This window comes from Haloquadratum walsbyi J07HQW2, assembly GCF_000415985.1.
Classification (GTDB): domain Archaea; phylum Halobacteriota; class Halobacteria; order Halobacteriales; family Haloferacaceae; genus Haloquadratum; species Haloquadratum walsbyi_B.
This window is the reverse complement of record NZ_KE356561.1, coordinates 3,127,375-3,151,268: the sequence shown is the minus strand read 5'-3', so window position 1 is coordinate 3,151,268 and position 23,894 is coordinate 3,127,375. Positions and strand designations below refer to the sequence as shown.

The following is a 23,894-nucleotide window of genomic DNA, read 5'->3' as shown; positions in this document are numbered from 1 at the left end:
TACGTGAGTGATCTCACAGTACTGTGAGTGAGAGTTGCTCTGTTTGTGGGAACACGGTGAGTGTTCGCTTATCATACGTGATGGAGTTGGACGTGAACTGTGGTTGTGTCGATTTTTCATTTGTCCGTTGCTCAATGCAGGATTGGATGTTGCTGGCGACTTCGTGGCAGGCGAGAATCAAGAATCGAAAATCGAGTGTTGACTCCCCAGTTTTGTGTCTGCCTCTACGTCGTCTTTGGCTTGGTTCTGCCTCTGACACCAGACTGCGTATGCACATTCTCTCACGCATGATTGGCTGAAATATGACACCCATCAAGCTACTTGTCCACGGTAGCTTGGGGTAGCACGTGGTCTTTCGTGGAAAGCCCCTCAAGCCGCGTGATAGCAGTTCGACGGTAGTGCTCGTCATTCAATGCTATCGTGCTTTCGTAGAAATACTGGTGTATGCTCAAATGGATTGTTTTCTATGGTCCTGTTGTGCTTGTCGGGTTCCTCCGCTGCGTTGCTTCTTGAGGAAGGGGACTTCACCTCGAACATGTTGAACGTCAGGTGATGACTATATCGCCTCTATCTTCTGTTCTGTGATTGAAATATTAGTCAACTGATGATCACAGTTACAATAAGTCATCTCAGAAATTACAACACGATTCGAGAGATTCACCGGCTAATCCGGGTCCCGTTGGAACGGGCATTTCACCATCAATAATAGAGATTGGGTCCATTGTAAGATCATCCTCAAGCATTGAAGCTGTAGCAAGTCCACATGCGCGTATATTTGAGCCGGGAAGTGCGGCGGCAACGTGAAGTGCCCCAGTACGCGCAATGACACCATCAATAGTTGTTGTGACGACAGTATCGATATCGACTGCCTCTGCCTCACGGGCGACCGCAACTGTCTGTCGTGGACCACCGAGTGCCATTGGTTTGCAAACAATAATATCAGCTGCACCGGCGGTGAAGATCTGTTCTGGGGTAGTCACGCTCATTGACTCATCAACTGCGATATCAACACCATGACCACGAAGCAGAGCATGTCCATCAAGATCTGATGCCGGAAGTGGCTGCTCAATGTACTCAAGATCCACCGTCCGAGCTGTTTCAAGAAACCGCTCAGCAGTAGCTCTGTCCCAAGCACCGTTGGCATCGACGCGAAGTGTCACGTCATCTCCGACCGCTGACCGAGCAGCGATAACGCGGTCACAATCGGATTCAATATCTTGAGCGCCGACTTTTAATTTGATTGTCGTATATCCATCCGCAACAGCTGATTGTGCCCTCTGGCGTGTTTGCTCAAGATTACAGTCACCAATCGTTGCATTAACTGGCACTGACGTGGCTGGTGTATCTGTCGAGAGAAACTCTGCAACTGAATTGTTAGTATCACGAGCCATAGCATCAACGCACGCCAGCTCAACTCCATGGTGTGCAGCTGACGTCGTCTCTGGCGATATTCCCGATATTGATTCGATGTCTGTGTCCGTGTTGGTGTCCGTTTCCATTGAGACCGAGCGAAGCGCATCCTGACAACTGCTGTGAGTCTCTGTCCAGTCTGGAAGCGGTGTTGCCTCACCGACGCCGACGACTTCATTAATCTTTATACAGATAACATGCCCACGGCGTTGTTCAATTTCACCGTTAGCTGTGGAAAGCGAGCGTGATAGTCCAAGTGTGAATGGGTCAGCCTTCATATAGGCTGGCTCAAGAGATGTTAATTCGTCCATTATATCACTGGAAGCGTATCGATAGCAAGTCCAATACTGAATAAGAGTGCATATCCAGCCAGTAGTTTCCCGACTCGCTCAAGGGTTGGATTGAGTACATTACCGGCAGTTTCGGTGCATATACTGCGAGCAGTCGAGAGAGCGACTGGCAACGTCACGAGCGGTAGCCCTGCAGTAAGCGTGTACGCTGGCTGAAAAAGAAACCAGATTGGGACAGCGTATGCAATCACCAACAATGTGACAAACTCGGCACGTGCGAAAGTATAGCCGTATCGAACCGCGAGCGTTTGCTTTCCGGTCGTTACGTCTTCATCACGGTCGCGAACATTATTTACAACGAGAATATTTGTCGATAGTGCGGCAATTGGCACTGATGCAACGATGGCTGTCAGTGAAACTGTCCCAGCGGGGATTCCAAGCGGGAAGACACCAGCGGTGAATGTTGCTGCTTGAACATAATACGTCCCAGTTACGGCGATTAAACCAAAAAAGACGAACACAAACACATCACCGAGACCATGATATCCAAGTGGATACGGTCCACCGGTGTATGCAATTCCTGAAGCAACAGAGAGAATTCCGACAATCAAAATTGGAATTCCACCAATCCACACAAGAGTTGTACCAACAAGAACTGCAATTGCAAAGGTGAGATACATCGCTCGTTTGACTTTAGCGGGGTCAATGAGACCATCTGCGGTGACACGGGTGAATCCTTCACGATCAGCGGTATCTGCACCCTTAATCGCATCATAGTAGTCATTCGCGAAATTCGTTCCAATCTGAATGAGGGCAGCACCAATCAATGCAGCAAGCGCTGGCAGTGGCGCAAAAACGCCATCATGAATCGCAACCCCAGTGCCAACGAAAACAGGCGCTGCTGCGGCTGGAAGCGTCTGTGGGCGTGCCGCCATCACCCATGCCTCCTGACGGCTAATGGACTGTGTCTGTGCGCTCATTGGCTATATTCATTCACTGGGAGTGCCTGAAACTTCGGTTCATGTCTCAGATCTCTGCTCGTGTGGAATTATGTACTTGTGAGATATTGCTATGATATCCGATCATGCTGGTGATGGAGGTATGGTGAGTGCATACCTGGTTAGTAATGCCATGGATATGAGGAGAAATCGGGGTCACGTCCTTCTAAGAACGCATTACGACCCTCGCGTGCCTCATCAGTCATATAAGCAAGTCGGGTTGCTTCACCCGAGAACACCTGCTGACCGACAAGCCCATCATCAGCAAGATTAAATGCGTACTTCAACATCCGAATTGCTGTGGGTGACTTATTCGACATTTCAGCTGCCCACTCAATCGCCACGTCCTCCAATTCTGCGTGCGGAATTGCCTCATTTGCCATCCCCATATCAACCGCCTCATCAGCGGAATACGTCTTTCCACGGAAGAATATCTCTCGCGCCTTTTTTTGCCCAACCTGCTTAGCGAGATATGCCGATCCAAATCCGCCATCGAATGAGGCAACATCTGGGTCTGTCTGAAGGAATTTGGCGTTTTCTTTTGATGCGAGAGTAAGATCACAAATAACATGTAGTGAGTGACCACCACCAACAGCCCACCCTGGAACAACAGCAATCACCGGTTTCGGCATGAATCTGATCAATCGCTGAACCTCTAAGATATGAAGTCGTCCTGCCTTTGCTTCACGAACCAGCGTATCCTCATCATCTGATGCTTCATCATCATCACGATACTCATACCCAGACTCACCGCGGACAGACTGATCACCACCAGCAGAGAATGCCCATCCGCCATCATCTTCTGATGGTCCATTACCGGTGAGAAGAACGCATCCGATATCTGCCTGTTTGCGTGCGTGATCAAGAGCAGCGTACAACTCATCGACAGTCCCTGGTCGGAATGCATTTCGCTGTTCTGGGCGATCAAACGCGATTCGGACAACTGGAGCATTGTGCCCACGATGATATGTAATGTCATCAAACGTCTCGGTTCCGTCGATGCTATCCCACTGTTCGGCATCAAAAAGCTCTGAGACAAAAACCATAATAACATGCCAGCGCGGATGCGCGAAAAGGATTCGGCTCCTCACTCATACTCCACGCTCAGTTGGTTGGTCGAATGATATACTATACTATACTATACTATACTATACTATACTATTTGAAATCATGAGCCTCACCGTGCAGCGTCGGTGCTCAGGAATCAGGAATCAAGAATCCGATCAACCACACGATCATGTAATCGTTCCCGAACCCGGTGACTTGACTCAGAATCTGTCACAACTTCGATAACGTGTGACCCAGCGGTTGTCGTTGCCTCTGTGAATGCTGTGTGAAATCCATCACGATTTGTCCCACGAACTCGTGCGAACGAGAGATCATATATCTCCTCAGTCGGTTCGAAATCAAGCCCATGAGGTGTTACAAATTGGCTGGTGAATGGTGGATCATACGATTCGATTGGGAGTTTATGAAAGATGCCACCTCCATCGTTGTTAATTAACACAATGGTTGCTGTGACATCACAGCGTTCAAGCGCTGCAAGTCCATTCATGTCGTGATAATACGCAAGATCACCCGTTATCGCAATAAGATGCTCAGTGGTGGTGATAGCCGAGCCAGCACCGAGTGCTGTCGAAAGAATCCCATCGATGCCTGATGCCCCACGGTTTCCGAGGACTGTTCGGTTCTGCGTTGTGGGACCCCCAAAGCGGTCAAGATCGCGAACTGGCATTGAATTCGAGACAAAAATTGTCGCCGGATCCGGTGCTAACGTCATCACGTCGGAAAGAATCCGACCCTCACAAAACCATGTGTCATCTCCGGTGTTATCTAAATCAGCATCACCTCCGGCTATACCGCCGTCATTTGAATCTGTGTCTGTGTCTGTGTCTGTGTCTGTGTCAGTGTCAGTGTCAGTGGTTGTGTAGACTGATCTGTGGATGAATTAGTCTCTGCAAGTACATTTGCATGCGCATCATCAGCATCAAGCCAGCGCTGTCGCCACGTTGACGACCCGGGATTATTCAGAACTCTTGATAATTGCCACAGAAGTTGTGTTGGATCAGCAATAATGAGATCTGTCGCACTGAATGTCGCCTCGCGCCATTCTCCAGCGGGGTCAACAAGATATTGCGTCGGCGTGGTAGCCTCAAGATACTGTCTAAGCGGCTTCGATGTTGGTGAAGCGCCAAACCGAAGGACAACATCTGGATCCGGCCATTGGTCCCATAGCTCATCGGTGAGGAAACTATCGTATCCGCCAATAACTGGTGTCGTTCGAGTCACTCCACCGTAACGAATACCTGAAAGTGGATCAGCAAGAACGGGGAACCCACTTGCATGCGCAAACGCTGCTACCGCCTCGGGGTCGACTCCAGGTGTCGTCAGTGGACCGATAACGACGAGTCCCCGAGGCGCTGAAAGTGAATCTGCTACTGTCTGAATACCATTTTGATCAAGCATTCGATTACCTACTGTCGATTCAACGAATGCATCCTCACGACCTGTGATCGACTCTTCAGAAAAATCCTCAGGAATGTCTCCCGGAACTGGCGTTGGTTCGAGTGGTTTCCGAAACGAGAAATTCAGATGAACCGGTCCAGCCGGTGTATCTGTCGCCGTAATAATCGAACGTGCTGCTGTTGTCCGGAGTGATCGAAGTTTTCTTTCCGTTGGCTCTGGCTCCCCGATCTCATGAAACCACCGGACAGAGTCGCCATAGAGTTTTGTCTGATCAACAGTTTGGTTCGCACCAGAATCATGTAACTCTGGGGGGCGATCAGCAGTCAATAACAAAAGTGGAACGCGTGATTGTGACGCTTCGATAACTGCAGGATGGTAATTTGCCGCTGCTGTGCCTGATGTACAGACCACAGGTGTAACCGATCCGGTTCTTCGTGCACGCCCAAGTGCAAAATATGCAGCAGAACGTTCGTCTAGATGTGAAAAGGTCTCAATATCATCATGGCGGTCAAAAGCAATCGTAAGTGGTGTTGACCGGCTGCCCGGCGAGATACAGACAGCATCAACACCGCCAGCGGCGAGTTCTGACACAAATGTGCGTGCCCATAATGTATTACGATTTGGCGCACTCATCACTACGTTTCATCCACTTCGGCATCTGTCTCTGAACTTGGTCCCATTGCTGTGTTTGACTGTGAGTTTGATTTTGAAGCCACTTCTGTCTCTGCTGTCTCTGTTGTGGATGTGGATGTTGATGTTGATGTTGAAATTGATCCATGCACTGCATCATCGACATCACGCTGTGTCTCAGCGGACATATTGGATTCCATCTGGTCGTTCATCGTATCAGTGTTGTCTGTGGTGTTATCCTCAAGTTCATCGAGAATGGGTCGATATTTTAATTGAACCTCATCCCACTCACTATCGGGATCTGAGTCTGCGACGATTCCAACACCAGCGAAGAGCGTGGCTACATCATCATGAGCGACTGCTGACCGAAGTGCGACTGCAAACGTACCATACCCGGCAGCGTCAATCCACCCAACAGGAGCAGCATACCAGCCTCGATCAAATGGCTCTGTTTCACGAATTGTATCAGCAGCCGTTGCCGGTGGCAGTCCCCCTACTGCGGGGGTTGGATGCAATGCTTCAACAAGTGAAAGTGCATGTTTATTCTCTTCGAGATCTGCAGTGATCGGAGTCCAAAGGTGTTGAACGGTCGCAAGTTTGCGTACACGTCGAGAATCACTCGTGATAGCAGTCGCATATGGAGAGAGTTGATCACGAATTGTATCAGCAACCAGTTCATGTTCGTGAACATTTTTTTTATCGCGTGCCAGCTCTGTGGCAAGCCATTCGTCCTCAGCGGGTGTTTCTCCACGACCTGTCGTCCCGGCAAGCGCACCGGTCTTGACGGTGCGACCACGGACAGAGACGAGTCGTTCTGGTGTTGCACCAAAGAAAGCGGGGCGCTGAGATGTATTAGCGGTGTACCCAGACTGTGTCGCTGCCAGTGTATTTATATCCGCATCAATCTCTTTCCCAGTTGATGTGGTGGTTACCGGTTCGATAATGAATCGATAACACGAGGGATATCGGTCACCAAGTTGAGTAATGATATTGCCAAGTGTTAGTGAATCTTGAACTTCAACCTCAAGTGCTTGTGCAAGAACGACTTTTTGAAGATTATCGGCAGAGATTCGATTAACGGCTTCGGTGACGCCACGATTCCATGCATCCCGAGATGTGTGTCGTTGATGACGAACAACGCCTGGTGGGGATTCCGAAGCGGTATTGATTTCCAGTGTTTTCAATCGTTCAACTTCCCGGTTAAGTCGGTCTTCAACAATATCGGGTGTAGCCTCGGGGTCAACTGCATTGACTGTTATCCATGCATCAGTGCTGTCAGCAGCAGTATCCGTGTCTTCCCATGTTATCTGTACCCGCGGGAAAACAAACTGTGCGTTGGGGAACTGCTCCCATGGCTCCCCACCAGCGCTCTCAGCATGAAAAGCAAACCCACCAAACAGACGAGGACGGGCAGCTTCGGTTTCTGTGTGAACATCGCAAGTACTGAATAGTGATTCAGCAGCATTCCGAACATACTCAAATCGGTCAGAACCTGCTGCGACAATTGTTGCTGCAGCACCACTTCCAATTACTGTCGTCTCCTCCGGCGCACTCCAGACGACTCGAGGTGAGGTTGCAATATCAAATACATCCCGAACTGCGGGAGTAAATGAGGGAATGCGAGCTGACCGACTGACGAGAGTGACATCGTCGAGTCCGGTCTGGAGTGATTCCATCATATGTAATGGGGCTTTCATCCTCTTTTATTTGACTATCGTAACCATACAACACGTTACTATCTACTATCGTTATCTGTCCGAAATATAATATTAATACATTCTCTGCTCTTTAATCAGATAATGAGATAGGATCGACAGAGGAATTATTACACTGGATGAAAATAACTCATATTACTGGACGAGTCCTCACTGAGTAACTTCTTACGTCTCCACGGTTCACTATTGGTTTCACTAATTATTATACTAGAATATAGATTTATATATTTTTTATTGCAAACGAAAAGTTTCTAAATCAGAAATCACTGGCGTAGGGTTTAAATAAAAACGATTCAAACACCCGGATACTAAGATGCCAAATGTAGATATTAACGTCCCCGAACACCTCGAAACACAGATCGCACAACTTGTTGATAAAGGCGAGTTTGTCGACCGCGAAGAAGCAATTGAGGAACTCCTTTCGACTGGTATTCGAGCGTTTAAAACGAGTGGACCGATGGATGATGAGGATCGATTTGAAGATGACGGTATGATGGGTCACGAAGACGAGTACGTTTTCTGATAAGTGTGTCACAGACCACCAACAACGCTTAACCTTCGCTCTGTTGTATCTTGAAGTATGCACAAGGATGAACTGCTAGAGTTACATGAACAGATGGTGACGATTAAGCAAAATTTCGCAGCGCGTGAAAGTGTTGATGACAATCTTTTCGAGCCATATGATAATCTCGATGTCAATCCATCACATGTACATAAGTCAAAAAGCGAACATAAACATGCGGTGTTTGTTCTTGGGAATGCCCTCGCAACAGTCATGAGCGAGGATGAGTTCTCCAACGCTGGTCGTGTTGGAAAACGGATGAAGGAGTTAGCAGAGGATGCAGAAGGAAAACTCTGAATTACAACCGTTTGACAGCTAAAAAATGTAGTCGTGGTGTATGAAATAGCCTTCTTATCGCCCTCGACGCTGCAACGTGTCGTTGTTATTGCTGTTGCAGCCGTAGCCATACTCACTATTGTTTGGCTGGGACGAGCGCAGGCAGATTACGATCATGATGGCATCGATCTCCAAGATCGATTTATGATGGGGATCCCATGGGGAACAGTCCTTACAGTTATTTTCGTCATTTTTGTCTATCTGTTCCTTCAGGATGGATTAACACATTGGCGTCGTCCGATTACGATTCCATTTCGTGCGTGGTCGTATTTTTATCCACTTGGAATGCTGACAGCAGCGTTCACACATAACGGACCCGGACATTTACTTGGAAATCTCTTTGGGACGCTTGCTGTTGCGCCACTTGCCGAGTACGCATGGGGTCACTTCCCAAATATGCGCGAAGCACAGTCATCATCAACCTCGCTAAGGACGAATCCATACGCCCGCATGCTCGCCGTGCCGGGCACTGCTGCGATCGTTGGAATCGTTGGAACATTCTTTGGACTTGGTCCGGTTATTGGATTTTCAGGGGTTGTATTTGCGTTCGTCGGGTTTGCAGTAATTATATATCCACTTGGGACAGCACTGGCATTGATAGGTGCTGATGCACTGCGAGTATTCGTCACTGCCGTGCAATCACCAACGCTTACTGCTGGTGGTCGATCAGCATATCTCTCACCGTGGTGGGCTGATATCGCCATTCAAGGACACGCACTTGGGTTACTCATGGGTGTGCTGCTTGCGCTTGCACTTGTTCGTTCTCGACAACCAGTTGAACAGTCGGGTCCAGGCGCACTCCGACTCTGGGTTGGTGTTGTGCTTGTTGGGATCCAACAGTCGCTGTGGGCGGTATATTGGTATCGAGGCGGGGATACGTACGTCCTCTATCGAGCAGTTGGTGTGGCGCTTGTGGTCATACTTGCAGTTGTTGTCACAGTCGCTGTCATTACGAGTATAACGACAAACACAGATGTAGACGCAAATAAAAATACAGACGGAAGCACAGGTGTAGGTGCAGAGAGCCGGATCTCACTTTCTCAGGATAATAAAGACAATAGCCGCAACGGAAGATGGCAAGTGGCTGCTGGAATTCTTTTAATTACAACCGCTGCGATTGCCGGACCGGCGATTCCATACAATCTGTATACAACTAATAATGAGTCACTACCGGGGGATGCAGTGGTCGTTGAGGATTATGAATTGACATACGCTGAGGGAGTTGAAAATGGGCTTGTCTCTGCGTTTGATTTGACGGCTTTCGGTGAGACGACGACAGTCACCACCTCAGGAGTGATTGTGCAAAGTGCTGATCGTGATATCTGGACAACAGCAGTGTCAGCCGGGCGATTAGCATTCACTGGACAGTCAACTGTCTCAATTGGTGGACTAGGCTGGCGAACACCAGTGCATATCAGTCGAAACGGCTGGACAGCAGGTGGAAATGGGACTGCATATCGAGTCAATGCATCAATCGGGAGCCCAACCGCGAGTGATGATGTTACTAGTAATAGTAATACTGATACCAATAAACTGGAAAATCAGACCGTTCTATACCTTTCAGACCCAGTTACTGCAACACCACGACTTGCGAATAAAACCGTCACGATTGTGCCACAAAAATCCACATATGAACTGCGAGTGAATGGGTCAAATCAAACACAGACGGCACCACTCCCAACAGCAAATAACTCAGTTAATATTAGCGGGTTGCAGTTCGAACGGGTATCAGAGACAATCTATGTCTCGTATGATCAGACTCGGATTGCAGTGTTCGAAGCAGAAACATATAATTAATTTCGATCGAGTGTAGATCAATATACTGCAAATGCGATCAGTAGATGATCACTCATGCATATTATTATTCCAGACGATGCGATACACTTCCGTGTCAATATGAGTCGACTCAGTGTCATGGAACTCAAATTGGCGATCAAGACTAAATGATGCCTCAAATGCATGTGTTATATCCCCACCACCATCGGCGACAAATGATTCAATAAACGACTGCGACCCACTGTTGTGAATTGAATATGACACATCTGCAACCTGTGCCGCTGTTGTGAGAAACGCTCGATCAGTGTGTTTCTGTCCGTGCTGAGCACCAAATGGTGGGTTCATTACAACAGTTATTGATTCACTGTCGTGAGTTGTCTGTGGATGTGGACACAGAGGTGGTTGTGTTGCATCCGCCAAAATCCACTCAATGGTGGCTGTTGTGCCAACGCGGGATTGATTCATTTTTGCTATCTGAAGTGCTGATCGATCCAGGTCAATGCCGATAATCTGGTCAGGACCTCGGAATGCTGCACCGAGAGCCAACATTCCGGTTCCAGTGCCGAGATCGATCACAGTCCGATCAATGATGTCGTCATGGAGGTCAGCAATATGGATAACATGCGCAGCAATCTCTGGTGGTGTCGGGTACTGTTCGAGCTCAACTTGTGGAGATTCAAATCCCGCAACGACTGCTAACTCCGTTTCGAGACTAGCCTTTGTTGACATTTACATCCGCTCTTTAAGATAATAATTTAGTCGATGTGAATGCATATACAATAGTTCACAGCAGACAACAAAACCATTTGCCAGCAAGGTGCTGTCATACCGACTGTGCCATTCATATTTTGTTCCCATGTATGCCGCGGGATATAGCACGTTGTGACTATATCGCGAAGATTTAAATCACCCCTTCACCACAACGTTTATATGGAGCGTCCGAGTCGCCAACGTCAGCGCGAGGAAGAAACAGAGCAGACGTCGGATGAACGGCTCACATGTCCTGAATGTGAATCAGGAGATGTCGTTACTGATGCTGACCAAGGTGAGTTAGTATGTAATGATTGTGGGTTGGTCTTGGACGAACGACAGATCGACAGAGGTCCCGAGTGGCGAGCGTTCAATCATTCTGAGCGGCAGTCAAAGTCCCGCGTTGGTGCACCAATCACCGAGACGATGCACGACCGTGGATTAACAACGACCATTGACTGGAAGGATAAGGATGCATACGGGCGATCGCTATCCTCAGAAAAGCGTTCACAGATGCACCGATTACGTAAGTGGCAGGAACGAATTCGAACAAAAGATGCTGGTGAGCGCAATCTTCAGTTTGCACTTTCAGAGGTTGATCGTATGGCGTCTGCGATTGGTGTCCCCCGATCAATCCGTGAGGTTGCATCCGTTATATATCGTCGTGCATTGAGTGAAGATCTAATTCGAGGACGGTCAATTGAAGGTGTTGCCACCTCTGCACTGTATGCTGCATGTCGACGGGAGGGAATCCCGCGTTCACTTGATGAGGTCGCGGAAGTCTCTCGAGTCCCACAGAAAGAGATTGGACGGACATATCGATACATTTCTCAAGAACTTGGACTCGAACTACGGCCTGTTGACCCGAAAGAATTTGTCCCTCGATTCTCTTCCTCACTTCACCTATCTGAAGAAGTGCAATCTAAAGCAACTGAGATTATCGATGTCTCTGCTGAGCAAGGGCTGCTCTCAGGAAAATCCCCGACCGGATTTGCTGCGGCTGCTATCTATGCTGCCTCGTTATTATGTAATGAAAAGAAGACACAACGCGAAGTCGCCGATGTTGCCCAGGTGACCGAGGTGACCATTCGGAACCGATATCAAGAGCAGATTGAAGCGATGGGATTTCACTGAACAACTCCGACCTACTCACTCGTCAGAGATGGCTTCGTTGAGGACAAGAGCTTCCAACAAAGATTCCTTCAAATTCCGACTATACCTTAGAGAGACTTATTCACCATGGGGTGTCCACGACCCCGCTCTAGACTCTCTTTCTCAAACATCTTGTTCGAGAGGCTGAGCTTCCCTGTCTAAACAGTGACGAAACAACAAGAACGGGCGTTGTTGCCGTCTAGTTTAGTGGGTTGAATTATTTCTACATTGAACAATGTGTTACCTGCTATTTTGTAATTTGTCGTTTGTGGTGTCGGGCGTATCCGCTCCCTACTCGTTCTCTGTGGTCACTCCTTGAGGAAGGGATATTACCCTCCAATTTGGATAACGTATCCAGAATCAGTTGAGATTGAACTGTTAACTGTGAGCATGTATGCTCAGTTTGATCAGAAATACGGAGATCATAATGAGAATCGACAGGATGTCGACCGCAATACGGCTAACGTAACTATTGAAATGCGTTCTTACAGTCGCTGGAGATTCGTCGCACGGGGACCTTTATCAGCCTGTTCGATATCGAACTCGACTTCTTGATCCTCCTCGAGATCTGGACCGCCGACATCTTCCATATGGAAGAAAACGTCTTCCTCAGAGTCTTCACTTTCGATGAAACCGTATCCGCCTGTGTCATTAAAGAACGCGACCGTGCCTTTCGCCATTGCACATAATTTAATGCGAAGATAATATATAATAGTTGCGTCGTTACATCAGAGTAATATGTAATAAATGTAATCTGACGGCTGATAATTAACACCATCGAGTGTGAGAAGTCTGTATGGTTGTACAATCGCTTATTGATATCTGGCAGATGATACTTGAGATCGGAGGTCCATTTATTATCCCAGTTGGTTTCTTTTTTGCGGGTGTTATCGGCTATTTAGTGTTGCTTTATCTTGGACGAGCCGGAATAGCTAACACAGAAAATAATGCAAACGGTGATATAACTGCTCGACAGCGTCAGCAAGAGCCAATTACGGAAATGAATAATAACGGTGATAATATAGACACGACAGAGTCAGTACATGCTGATGGCCGGGTTGATGAGTCAACAACTAAAGATGATTAACCGCTGAGTTTTCTAAGCACCATGGGGTTGGGAATGATATATTGGAGAACCGCGTATTGTTGACCAGAATGATACCCCGAGTGAACCGCCTCATGACCACATCGCTCACTATGGATTGCCATATTACTTTCAGATAATGCTAATTTTGTAATCGCCGGTCAACATTGTTACCACTGAGAGAGTACCTATGGCACGTGCCAGATACCGCGTTGACGATCTAACACATTGCCGATAAGCACGTGTGGTAGTGCAATGACGCTAATGAACACACTCCAAAAGGCAACCAATCCAAAGTAGGTTGATTCACTCGGGACTGGGTTTGGGACAGCCAGCCAGAATCCGACAGCAACAATCGCGGTTGCTAGTGCACCAGCGATCAAAATACCCCATGCACGGAGTGCAACTGTCCCTGTCGATGCATCAGTTCCACCAAGAAGGTCTGAGCCCCGTGATGTAGCGGTTTCAACATTGATTTCACGTGCAACCTGTCGTATTGAGTACCATAGTGGAAAGTACAGCCCAACAGCAACAACAACGGGGACAGCCACGAAATACCCGATAAGTAATATCGTCTCAGCAGCATCAACTATCCACCCAATTCCATCGGCTGGGCGATGCATATACCCAACTCCAAGATGCCCAATGACCACCATAGCATAGCCAACTCCGATGAGTATACGAGTAACGTCAAAATAACGGGCAATACCGGTGAGTCCACCAGGATCAACCATTCCAATCATTAGTGAACTGAATGTATGGAATGTTTCAGGGAAAGCGACAATTGGAACAGCCATCACCGCACCACCACGAGCAGCAACCGCAAGTAATTGATGTGCTCGTGATTGGATATGGTCTGTCCCTGATGTTATCTGTAAGGCATATAGATCACCACCGCCACCCTTCGCAACAGCAATCGCGATTGCAATCGCAAGTCCAACAATAGGCGCAAGAATGAAAGCACCGATATACATCACTGCCATGAGAATATAGCCGGCGATATACTTTCCTCGAAATCGCATGGCTCGACGTCGGAGATTTGCAAAATGTTCATAACCACCGTGTGGAAGATTCAATGCAACCATTCCAAGCAAATAAATTGCTGCTTGTGTTTGGAGCGTGACTGTGATACCAGCAAGGCGGACACCAGTGAAGAGTATGATTAGCCCAATCAGTGCGGCTCGCGAAATCATCATTATTGTCGGCTCAGCACTCACCGCCAACTGGCTCCGGATGGAACTCATCATGTAGTATTATATTACTGGATCGATTGATGCGTCAGCCCGAATTTTGAGGGTGTTTTAATTATCACAGACTCAAAAAAACATATTTGCCGGGTTTTTATTTCAGATGTAGATATACAGTAAAATCATATTAGCCTCATTCGAACCAAAGCAATCTGGGGTGAACCGCCTCGGGGTCAAGCCCCGTGGCATCCGCCGTGACAGCTTCTAAAGGCAGATATACAATAGTGTTTATGCATCCAGTCTCATCATTCACTGAGTTATATACACTATACACCCCGAATGACCAGCGTGCGATACCAGCAACGTCGTGCGTCAGTATATAAGATACATTTTTCTTTTTTGATTTGTATGATTAAATTATGCCAGACGGTATCCGAACTGAATTAGCCGTTCATGAGCCCACGAGCTGTCCGGTGTCAACGATTTCAGAAGCGGAGGGAGAGTCTGTGACAGATATAAACTGGGCAGGACAGGGCACAGATGAGGGTGTTACCGAGGAGTTTCGTGTCTCCCAGGATGTCAGTTCTGCCGTCGAATCAGACTTTGAGTGTGCTGAACCGGTAGTTGATGTCGGCGATGAACGTGTATACCGATTCAAACGCAATCATGAGGAAGCATGTGCCTGCGAAGTTGTCGAATCAGTAGGCGCTCCTGTTGCTGATGTTCGCGCTCGCTCTGGCACCCTTCATTTTACACTTCATCTTGAAAGCGTAGATAAACTTCGAACAATTGTCGATAGGCTTGATGATGCAGCAGAGCGAGTCGAGCTTCGATATCTTGTTCATGCGGACGCGAGCGGTGGCTCAGATGAACCTGATCGAGCACTTGTTGACCGCGGTGCGTTGACCGACAGACAACAAGAAGTCCTACAGACTGCCTACAGTATGGGATATTTTCAATATCCCCGCGACTCCAATGCAACAACTGTTGCTGATGAACTCAACATTGGTCTCTCAACATTCACAGAACATCTTGCTGTTGCACAGCGGAAACTGCTATCAGAGCTGCTTTCACAGCGCGTTTAATTTTATTACAGGCTCAGTCCTCAATCCAGTTTTCGACCGGCGAATAGTGCGCAGGCGCAATCTATGATTCATCAGCGGCAGCAGTCGCTTGATTGCGAAGTCAGTGATATCTCCTGCTCCCAATATAGATCAGAAAGCGGTGTTTCACCGATCTGGAAGATGTCGAAGCGACTCAGTCATCATCAATCATCGATATACGTATCAATAATTACTCGCTATCCAGCAGTATAGTTAGGGCGGAACTCGTTGAGCGATTGCGGATATTAACCTGTTCGGAGTCCCCTCTCAGATTGGATCATTTTTGATCACGTATCGTTTCGACGAGCTGTCGGTCGGGAAGTGCAGTCATTGCCCCACGACGCTTTATCGATGCAGCGGCAACCGCATTGGCGAACGCAAGGACAGTATTTGGATCATCGTCATCGATAAGCCCTGCAATCGCCCCAGCTGAAAAGGCATCACCAGCACCGGTCACATCAACGGCATCCTCGATTTCGTACCCGGGATGGAACCACTCACCAGCAGTCCACCGGGAGTTGTTATCTGTGAACAGATGAGCGCCAGAGCTACCCTCAGTCAAAAAAACCGTGTTCGGTCCGGTCGCGAGGATATCTGAGGGCGCAGTTGAGAGAGCAGCAGCTTCGAGATCTTCGTGAGTGGCTTTGAGAACGTCCGTCTTAGAGAGCATCCGTTCAATCTTGGGTGCCGGTGAGGTCTCCCACAACTCAGCGCGGACGTTCGGGTCGAAAAAGACAGAGCAATTCTGATCATTGGCTCGCTCAACGAGGTCGAACGTCGCAGATCGAGCTGGTTCAACGGTTAGGGTGACGCCCCCCACAACGACAATCTCGATTGACTCAAGAATATCACCGTCGATAACGCTTGTATCAAGCTGTCTATCTGCTGTATTTGAGCGATAAAATGTGAACTCACGATCATCATCACTGCTGTGTGAGACAAATGCTAGTGCCGTCTGGCTGTGAGGGGTCTTTGTAATAAGCTTGTCTGGAATGCCTTCACGCGTAAGCACCTCCGCAAGATATGAGCCAAACGGGTCGTCGGAAAGCGTGGTACAAAACCATGGTGTTCGATTAAGCCGCGTTAGACCGACTGCCACATTGGCTGGCGCCCCACCTGCCCGTCGGGAAAACGACTCCACGTCTGCGAGCTGTCCCGGGCGATCTGGAATAAAATCGATCAGGGTCTCACCGACGACAAGGGCTTCATGCGTCATATGAAATTATATTTAGAATCATATATGAATAGTATAAAACACGTGTTAATAGCTCATCGTCAATTGAGTGACAAATCTGCCCCGTGCAGATTCGAAAGAGTGACCGAAATAAATGCATCATAAGCCGCTCTTATTGATTACCTCACGATGAGTCAATGAGTGAGTCGCTATTTAATGACAAATAATTAATTTTTAAGATTGATTCGATCCTAATGCTACTCTTAAACATATATTCCGTGTCGTGCCTCTTCAGCTCTCAAATTCTCATTCATTTGATATTACCACCCATCAACTGTTGATTGCAACCCAGCAAGAAGTGCATTAACATCCTCACGAGTGTTGTACACATGCAACGAAGCACGAATTGTATCATCAGGATCAGGGAGTGTTCGAACAACAATATCATGCTTTGTCTTCAGTTGTTCGACGACTGTCTCTGGATCGTCAACGCGGAGTGTCACTAGTCCAGATTCGGGATCTGATGGGCTCACAAGTCGATCAGATGGTATATTCGCAGACAACTGTGTTGCGAGCACATTAATATGAGATTCGATTGTGTCAGTTCCAATATCTTCAATGACCTCAATCGCACTTTCCAAGGCGGTGTATGGTGCTGTATTTGTCGTTCCTACTTCAAACCGTGCTGCACCGGATTTCAATTCGTACTGTGATTCTTCATCTCCAGGAGCAACAACACTTCTATACCCAATTGCCGTTGGATCAAGATCGGAAACAACAGAATCGTTGATGTATAGAAATCCGGCACCCCATAATCCGAGCATCCATTTGTGACTTGCCATCGCAACGGCGTCTGCGCCCCACTCGGTCACATCAAATGGACGCTGTCCAGGAATTTGGACAGCGTCAACGAGAACAAAAGCACCAGCATCATGTGCTTCTGCGACAAGCTCCTCTACTGGAAGTATTGTTCCGTAGTTCCATGTCAATGCGCTGAGACAGACAAATGAGGCATCAGAAACAGCATCTCGGTATGCTTCTCGATCAATGCGACCATCATGTGTTGGAACAACCCGAACCTCACAGCCACGACGCTCTAGTCGTTCCCACGGCAGAACACCTGCAGGATGTTCAAGATCTGTTCGGACAATCACGTCTCCAGGCTCCCATGAAAGTGCTCCAGCGACCCGATTAATGCCGTCACTTGTGCTCTGTGTTAGTGCAATTTCTTCAGGAGATGCGCTAAGAAAATCAGCAACTGTTGTACGAACATCATCATAATGATCGAACGCATGTGGATATGGACCTGGGTCACCGGCAGCGTCCCATTCATGCATTTCAATCGCATTTTGTGCTGCCTGGACGACTGACTGTGGACTCGGACCACTTGCGCCTGTATTCATATAACGCACGTCGTCAAAGGCTGGCACAGCCGTGCGGATTTCAGCAGGTTCTGTCATTATACAGTATTGTGCGCTGCCGACACGTATATTTCGTGGTTGTCAACTGCCTCGGGGTCAAGCCCCGAGGTATCCGCCTTGATTCTTGATGAAATTCGCATTTCATCATCATACAGAATACGTGAGTAATAGTATGTATTGTGACAGAAGATGCGGAGTAGTCACATATTCTTTATTAGTTAAACTATCTTAGAAAGACTGATTTTGAGAATCTGACCGACAGGCATATTGCTAATCTGGCAAAATTCGTTTGTAGTCGGTCAACAATCCGATTAAGAGGATTATCAAATGTCCATTACCGCGAAAGTACATATCGAACATGAACGCCTGGCACTTGTTCCGACATTAAATCGGCTTGATAATATACATATTCGCGTTATAACGCAGGGGACAACTGATCCTGGTTCGACCACTTTCCCATTCTTGATTGAGTATCATGACCGCGATGAACTCGAGAAAGCGCTTGATGTTGACGCGACCATTGATTCATATGAACTCGTTGATGAAACTGAAGAGGCAGCGATTTATTATATTGAGCACACCCCAGAGACACGATTAATAAGTACAGTTGTCACGAAAGTAAATGGATTTTTAATCCACACTGAGACAAAGGGGGGTGGATGGTTGGTGCGGTTATTATTACCTGACCGATCAGCATTGAACGCTATTTGGGAATATAGCACTGACAATGATATTACGCTTGATATTATTGAAATCTATAGCAATGAGGACGCTGGTGGGGAGTCATCATTCGGATTGACTGATGAACAGCGGGAGGCACTTCAGATTGCGTTTCGAGAAGGGTACTTCAATGAACCACGAGACGTATCGCTCAGTGATGTTGCAAATAAACTGAATCTGTCTTCAACTGCTGTAAGTGGACGACTCCGACGTGGAATGCGAAACCTTGTCGCAGCAACAATTGCTGAGCATACACAGACCCCCTCTGAGTAGTGGATGAGAGATATTATACTCAAAATATTCTAGTATCAATTTTTGGAATCATAATACGATATGAGTACACACTGTTGTGATGTCCATATCCTATCACCATCCGTTATATTAGCATGAATAAATCATAATTGTATCTGTTTGATACAATATCCGATCCCACAGTGTTACGGAGTAGCTATATGTCGATTGCAATTTAAATCCACGGGGTGATGAACACCATCATTTATTGTAGTATCTAACAAAATTAGATTAGTATGGCAAATAGTGGAGATCATCCTAACTATCCAAGTATTGATCAGTCTGACCGAACGTTGCCACGAAATCTTCGCCAGACCGGAGACCCTGGCATCGAGATGCTCGTCTCGACACGGGTTCGTAAATCACCATTCTTTGATAAATCATTCAATGAAGAGGGTGCCTGGCGCTGTAGTGTGTATAATCGGATCTATCACCCGCGTGGTCTCGTTGAGCCTGAAGATGGCGGCGCGATGGCAGAATATGACGCACTTACAGAAACTGTCACCCTTTGGGATGTCGCTGTTGAGCGCCAAATTCGCGTGAAAGGTCCGGACGCAGAAGCGCTAGCGAATCACGTGATTACGCGTGATGCGACTGAGATCGACCCAATGCACGGAAAGTATGTCATTTTGTGTAATGAGGATGGTGGGATCTTAAATGATCCAATCCTCCTTCGGGTTGCTGAAGATGAATTCTGGTTCTCTATTTCAGATTCAACGCTGATGCAGTGGATACAAGGCGTCAACGTGGGTATGGACTTTGATGCCGAAGTTGACGAAATTGATGTTGCACCGATGCAGATTCAGGGACCACGTTCTGAGGATGTCATGATTGATGTCGTTGGTGACGATGTCTCAGACATCCCTTACTATGGGCTGATGGATGCAGAAATTGGTGGTGCTGAGGTCTTGGTCAGTCAGACGGGATTCTCAGGTGAGAAAGGATTCGAGATTTATGTCCGTGATGCGATGGAGAATGCCGAACGTGTCTGGGATCCTGTTCTTGATTCGGTCAAAGATCACGGCGGTATGCAGATTGCGCCAGGACATCATCGTCGAATTGCAGCTGGTATTCTCTCATGGGGGCAAGATATGGATCATGAGACATCACCGTTCCAGGTTAACCTTGGATATCAAGTGCCAGATGATAAACAAGCAGATTATATTGGTAAAGAAGAGCTGGAGCGTCAACAAGAATTAATCAACGATGGTGAGTATCCATTCAACCTCAAGCTCGTTGGACTGAAAATGTCTGGCGAGCCAATCCGGGATTACGCCCCGGATTTCTGGTTAGTATCAGACCCAGACACGGGTGAAGAATGTGGATATATGACCTCGCCGTGGTGGAATCCAGATCTTGAGACAAACATTGGGCTTGGGTTTGTTCCTGCAGATAAACTTGAGAGCGAGACAGATGCACTACTCAATGATGAGATCTATGAAAACGATCTTGATCTTGAATTCCAGGTTCATCTGCCTGAAAAGTACGCTGAATCAGGTGGTCCTGCATATGCAACAGTCGCAGAAGTGCCGTTCAAAGAGTCGGCTAATCCGAGCGCCCGCGAGCAGGCAAAACTCGGTGCTAGACAACAGGCTGAAGCAAACGACGATTAAAAACGACACTACTGGATAACGTCCTCCCGCGATCAAGATGTGAGATTTTGTATTGTTTTACGATGCCCTGTAGTAAATAAACAGAACGATATCAGAATAAACGCGTTATTATTTCTGATTTACAATATCTGTTAAGACTGTTTTAAGTTACCACAAGATAGCGCTCATGAGAGAAATTTGATCACTGTTCTGGACGCTTGCCAAGCTGGATTGTCAGTGTCCGTCTTCGACCATTTCGAAGGATGGTAATCGGGACTTGGTCGCCGGGATCCGTTTCTAAGGAAAGATAGCTGCTAAGATCCTCTGTCGTGAGTATTCGTTGTCCTCCGATTCCGATTATAATATCACCACCGACTCGAACTTGGGTTCCATCAACCATTTGTTGTCCATCGCTTGGTTGCAATGTACCATCTGCTGGCGCTCCGTCGATGACATCGACAATATGGAGTCCACGTGGGGTTTCGAGCCCGTTTGCACGGGCGATCTCTGGGGTGACCGACTCAAATCGAACGCCAATATATGAATGATCAAAATCACCGACTTCGATTAATCGAGGAATAACTCGTTGTGTGAGGGCTGCTGAGATACCGAATGCGATATTATCGCCGCCACCAGAGTTGATGACTGCAACGACTTGCCCATCAAGTGACATGAGTGGTCCGCCACTATTTCCAGGATTGACTGCGGCGTCGGTTTGGATTGCATCAGGAATTGTAAATCCTGTCGGTGCTGGGATTGACCGATTTACACCACTTACGATTCCTGAGGTTACTGTCCCGCTGAGATCGAAGGGATTTCCAATTGCGACAACTTCCTGCCCAATTGTTGCTGGAGTATCAATAAATGGGATTGGAGACACCGATTCAGGAGGTGAATCAACAGCGATTGCTGCGAGATCACTGTGTGGATCAGACCCGACAACAGACCCAGTTCGCCACTCTCCCTGCGAAAACCGGACATCTGCTGTGGTTGCCTCTCCAACAACGTGTGCGTTCGTTATCACATGGTTATCATTGTATAGAAATCCGGTTCCCTGACCACGTGTGCGGGGACCTTCTGGTCGGACTAATACAACTGAATCAATTGTCTCATTATAGACTTCACCATACGGATTGGTCGCCGTATCCGCCGTATCCTGGTCTCTCAGATTAGTATCTGCTGAGAGATCACTTGACATTGATGTAGAAGTCGCCTGTGTATCAGATTGGGTTTGAGTTTGGGTATTACAGCCTGCAAGTCCCCCGAGCAATGCTGCTCCGGTGAGTGTGAGCAGCCGCCGCCTCCCTAACTTCGAGTCGGTCATTCCTGTATAAACTGTATGTGTGCGCCACTGATAGTTCTTCTCGCGGCAGAGCAGTCACGATACTGTTGTGTCAGATTCGTCCAGTAATTCGGCAAAGCGCAGTCATGATTAAAGAGATCTACAGATATCAAGGCGAGTGCCTCGGAGTCGGGGCTTGTCCCCAAGGTACTTCACCTGCTGTTCCGGCTACTGTTACTGTTCGTCATCTTGTATGCTACCACCGGCAGTCGTCACCGCTCGCCGAATGGCGTCAGTTTGGGTTACTGCAACGCGCACAGTGAGTGTGATTCGTTCATCATATGAGATTGATTCAACCGTCGTGTCATCATACAGTTGTGAAACAGTTGCCTGTGCGCTGTCTGTATATGGTAGTGAGATACTCAACTGTGTGTCTGGTAGTTCTGCTGCAACATCCGCTCGGATTGAATTAACTTCATCATCCGAGTCACCTGTCCGTGAGAGTATTTCAGTGTCATCTCTGCAGTACTGCTCGACAACAGTACTAATGCTCACCGATGGCTTCTTTATATCGTCCGCTGACTCATTATTGATCTGAGTGTAATCGATAGAGTTCACAGTGACAACTACGTCGGCTTCATCAAATATTTCAAGAGTTCCTGCAATAACGCGTTCATACCAAGTTGGAATCTGATTAACGAGTGGTGTCATACGCGTCACTGCTACCTCATGAGGACCAATCGTCGTTGTAGTCGTTACTGGCGTTACCGGTCGTAAGATTCCCGTTATTTGAGAGTCAGCATCAGATGTCAGTGCTGAGCACATACGATTGGCTGCAGATTCAGTGCCAATCGGATTTATGACACCGATGCGTGCATCAACATCGCTATATGCATTCTTTATCAATTGTTGTTGATCCGCTATTGCACTCTCGATACTATCTTGAAGTGTTTGTTTGCGATGGTTGAGTTCATTCACCCGACCACTATCATCCGGACCGTCTGTGGCTGCGTGTCGCTGTTGTTGCATTGCCTGGCGGTGGTCAATTCGACACTGTCGGAGTTCAAGGCATATTGTTGCAAGCGGATTATTCCCATCGGATAGCCGTCGCAGAACGATATCACGACGATCCTGAACGGTAATTGATGGTATAGCATCACTAAGATCAACGATCTGTCCTGGATGCAATATTCCATCAACCACAAGCTGTTGCTCCATTGGCGTATCCTCTACAATCCAAGTTTCTTGCAGCTGGTCGATGGTCTCCGGATCAATACCGTATCGATTATGTCCCGTTGCTGATACTATCTGGATACGCGTGTTTGACTCTACTACCGCATTGACAAGACGTTCAAACGTATAAGTAATCACACATTACACATCATACGGTTACTCGTCTGAATATTCGATTCTGGACGGTGAATTCTGTTTTTTGTTTTTTGTTTTTTCTTCATCTTACTACTGTTCGTCGCTATCATCTGCAATATCAAGCTCAGAGTTTCCAGTACGGATACAATAGCTAGCGAGCGTTCCAACCATCGGGGGTGCGGATTCACTGCCTTCTCGCTGAGTGTCATAATTCATCTACTAACCGTCGATAATAATTGCGCATATCGAATCCAGTGGTGGTTTCGATCACAATATCAATGACTGCGTCCGATGAAGCGTTGGGAATTGTAATGCGGCGAACTGACTCCTCATGGTTCATCACACAAACCGCGATTGTGTTGATGACGTCCTGCAGCAATTCTTCGGCGGCTGTGATTGACCACGGACTATCGGACCACTCAGTAGCCGGCGTAGGCTCCTGCATGTACCTACTCACTGTTGGTCTGATAATTGCCTTTCTGTCAAATATCGATATACTGATCTGTTAAATTAGATATCTAAAATAAAATCAACACTGCAAACACAGAATATGGGAATGGTCAGAGACATTCAGCGTTCGACCATAC

The 23,894-nt window shown here is 47.5% G+C and carries 21 protein-coding genes and 1 pseudogene; 8 read left to right on the top strand and 14 right to left on the bottom strand.

Annotation, left to right across the window (positions count from 1 at the left end):
• Positions 1-629: 629 nt before the first annotated feature.
• From J07HQW2_RS14740 to J07HQW2_RS14720, 5 genes and pseudogenes are all read right to left on the bottom strand, one after another.
• On the bottom strand, positions 630-1,721 hold the full coding sequence (locus J07HQW2_RS14740) for a mandelate racemase/muconate lactonizing enzyme family protein (RefSeq protein ID WP_021056407.1): 1,092 nt from the start codon (positions 1,719-1,721) through the stop codon (positions 630-632).
• On the bottom strand, positions 1,721-2,680 hold the full coding sequence (locus J07HQW2_RS14735) for a 1,4-dihydroxy-2-naphthoate polyprenyltransferase (protein WP_021056406.1): 960 nt from the start codon (positions 2,678-2,680) through the stop codon (positions 1,721-1,723). The genes J07HQW2_RS14740 and J07HQW2_RS14735 overlap by 1 nt, the downstream gene beginning before the upstream one ends.
• A 140-nt stretch (positions 2,681-2,820) precedes the next feature.
• The gene (locus J07HQW2_RS14730; RefSeq protein WP_021056405.1) at positions 2,821-3,744 is read right to left on the bottom strand and encodes a 1,4-dihydroxy-2-naphthoyl-CoA synthase; all 924 of its coding nucleotides are present in this window, start codon (positions 3,742-3,744) and stop codon (positions 2,821-2,823) included.
• 158 nt (positions 3,745-3,902) lie between these two features.
• A pseudogene (gene menD, locus J07HQW2_RS14725) lies at positions 3,903-5,797 on the bottom strand (2-succinyl-5-enolpyruvyl-6-hydroxy-3-cyclohexene-1-carboxylic-acid synthase).
• A 2-nt stretch (positions 5,798-5,799) separates the two neighbouring features.
• Entirely contained in the window at positions 5,800-7,473 is a 1,674-nt protein-coding gene (locus J07HQW2_RS14720; RefSeq protein WP_343122466.1) for an isochorismate synthase, read from the bottom strand.
• 349 nt (positions 7,474-7,822) lie between these two features.
• On the opposite strand from J07HQW2_RS14720, the gene J07HQW2_RS14715 reads away from it, so the two are divergent.
• From J07HQW2_RS14715 to J07HQW2_RS14705, 3 genes are read left to right on the top strand one after another with little or no spacing between them, the layout of a single operon-like run.
• Positions 7,823-8,032 (top strand): DUF7120 family protein, encoded by a 210-nt coding sequence (locus J07HQW2_RS14715; RefSeq protein WP_021056401.1) that lies wholly within the window; start codon positions 7,823-7,825, stop codon positions 8,030-8,032.
• Positions 8,033-8,089: 57 nt separating this feature from the next.
• Positions 8,090-8,368: a UPF0058 family protein gene (locus J07HQW2_RS14710; protein ID WP_021056400.1), complete on the top strand. Its 279-nt coding sequence runs from the start codon at positions 8,090-8,092 to the stop codon at positions 8,366-8,368.
• 33 nt (positions 8,369-8,401) lie between these two features.
• A complete protein-coding gene (locus tag J07HQW2_RS14705; RefSeq protein WP_021056399.1) occupies positions 8,402-10,204 on the top strand; it encodes a rhomboid family intramembrane serine protease in 1,803 nt (600 codons plus the stop codon).
• 48 nt (positions 10,205-10,252) lie between these two features.
• Here the strand turns inward: J07HQW2_RS14705 and J07HQW2_RS14700 are convergent, their stop codons facing one another.
• A complete protein-coding gene (locus J07HQW2_RS14700; protein WP_021056398.1) occupies positions 10,253-10,912 on the bottom strand; it encodes an METTL5 family protein in 660 nt (219 codons plus the stop codon).
• A gap of 201 nt (positions 10,913-11,113) precedes the next feature.
• Here J07HQW2_RS14700 and J07HQW2_RS14695 point away from each other — a divergent pair, with 201 nt between their 5' ends.
• Complete coding sequence (locus J07HQW2_RS14695; RefSeq protein WP_021056397.1) at positions 11,114-12,067, top strand: transcription initiation factor IIB; 954 nt, start codon at positions 11,114-11,116, stop codon at positions 12,065-12,067.
• Positions 12,068-12,570: 503 nt separating this feature from the next.
• On the opposite strand, the gene J07HQW2_RS14690 is transcribed toward J07HQW2_RS14695, so the two are convergent.
• Positions 12,571-12,765: a cold-shock protein gene (locus J07HQW2_RS14690; RefSeq protein WP_021056396.1), complete on the bottom strand. Its 195-nt coding sequence runs from the start codon at positions 12,763-12,765 to the stop codon at positions 12,571-12,573.
• Positions 12,766-12,881: 116 nt separating this feature from the next.
• Between J07HQW2_RS14690 and J07HQW2_RS14685 the strand changes: the two genes are divergently transcribed.
• A complete protein-coding gene (locus tag J07HQW2_RS14685) occupies positions 12,882-13,172 on the top strand; it encodes a hypothetical protein (protein WP_021056395.1) in 291 nt (96 codons plus the stop codon).
• Positions 13,173-13,357: 185 nt separating this feature from the next.
• Here the strand turns inward: J07HQW2_RS14685 and J07HQW2_RS14680 are convergent, their stop codons facing one another.
• Entirely contained in the window at positions 13,358-14,365 is a 1,008-nt protein-coding gene (locus J07HQW2_RS14680) for a Brp/Blh family beta-carotene 15,15'-dioxygenase (protein ID WP_303704216.1), read from the bottom strand.
• 410 nt (positions 14,366-14,775) lie between these two features.
• Here J07HQW2_RS14680 and J07HQW2_RS14675 point away from each other — a divergent pair, with 410 nt between their 5' ends.
• The gene (locus J07HQW2_RS14675) at positions 14,776-15,441 is read left to right on the top strand and encodes a helix-turn-helix domain-containing protein (protein WP_021056393.1); all 666 of its coding nucleotides are present in this window, start codon (positions 14,776-14,778) and stop codon (positions 15,439-15,441) included.
• Positions 15,442-15,736: 295 nt separating this feature from the next.
• Here the strand turns inward: J07HQW2_RS14675 and J07HQW2_RS14670 are convergent, their stop codons facing one another.
• On the bottom strand, positions 15,737-16,675 hold the full coding sequence (locus tag J07HQW2_RS14670) for a carbohydrate kinase family protein (RefSeq protein ID WP_021056392.1): 939 nt from the start codon (positions 16,673-16,675) through the stop codon (positions 15,737-15,739).
• 278 nt (positions 16,676-16,953) lie between these two features.
• On the bottom strand, positions 16,954-18,093 hold the full coding sequence (locus J07HQW2_RS14665) for an aminotransferase class V-fold PLP-dependent enzyme (RefSeq protein WP_021056390.1): 1,140 nt from the start codon (positions 18,091-18,093) through the stop codon (positions 16,954-16,956).
• Positions 18,094-18,381: 288 nt separating this feature from the next.
• Between J07HQW2_RS14665 and J07HQW2_RS14660 the strand changes: the two genes are divergently transcribed.
• Positions 18,382-19,047: a helix-turn-helix domain-containing protein gene (locus J07HQW2_RS14660; RefSeq protein WP_021056389.1), complete on the top strand. Its 666-nt coding sequence runs from the start codon at positions 18,382-18,384 to the stop codon at positions 19,045-19,047.
• A 254-nt stretch (positions 19,048-19,301) separates the two neighbouring features.
• A complete protein-coding gene (locus tag J07HQW2_RS14655) occupies positions 19,302-20,678 on the top strand; it encodes an aminomethyltransferase family protein (protein WP_021056388.1) in 1,377 nt (458 codons plus the stop codon).
• Between the two features lie 181 nt (positions 20,679-20,859).
• Here J07HQW2_RS14655 and J07HQW2_RS14650 read toward each other — a convergent pair whose 3' ends face one another.
• The 4 genes from J07HQW2_RS14650 to J07HQW2_RS14640 all read right to left on the bottom strand — a co-directional run bounded on the left by J07HQW2_RS14650 (position 20,860) and on the right by J07HQW2_RS14640 (position 23,752).
• On the bottom strand, positions 20,860-21,981 hold the full coding sequence (locus tag J07HQW2_RS14650) for a S1C family serine protease (RefSeq protein WP_021056387.1): 1,122 nt from the start codon (positions 21,979-21,981) through the stop codon (positions 20,860-20,862).
• Positions 21,982-22,173: 192 nt separating this feature from the next.
• Positions 22,174-23,310 carry a hypothetical protein gene (locus J07HQW2_RS14645; RefSeq protein ID WP_021056386.1) on the bottom strand — a complete coding sequence of 379 codons (1,137 nt, stop codon included), beginning with the start codon at positions 23,308-23,310 and terminating at the stop codon, positions 22,174-22,176.
• An 87-nt stretch (positions 23,311-23,397) separates the two neighbouring features.
• Entirely contained in the window at positions 23,398-23,523 is a 126-nt protein-coding gene (locus tag J07HQW2_RS19075; RefSeq protein ID WP_021056385.1) for a hypothetical protein, read from the bottom strand.
• Positions 23,513-23,752 (bottom strand): hypothetical protein, encoded by a 240-nt coding sequence (locus J07HQW2_RS14640; protein ID WP_021056384.1) that lies wholly within the window; start codon positions 23,750-23,752, stop codon positions 23,513-23,515. Before J07HQW2_RS14640 ends, J07HQW2_RS19075 begins: the two co-directional genes overlap by 11 nt.
• Positions 23,753-23,894 lie beyond the last annotated feature (142 nt).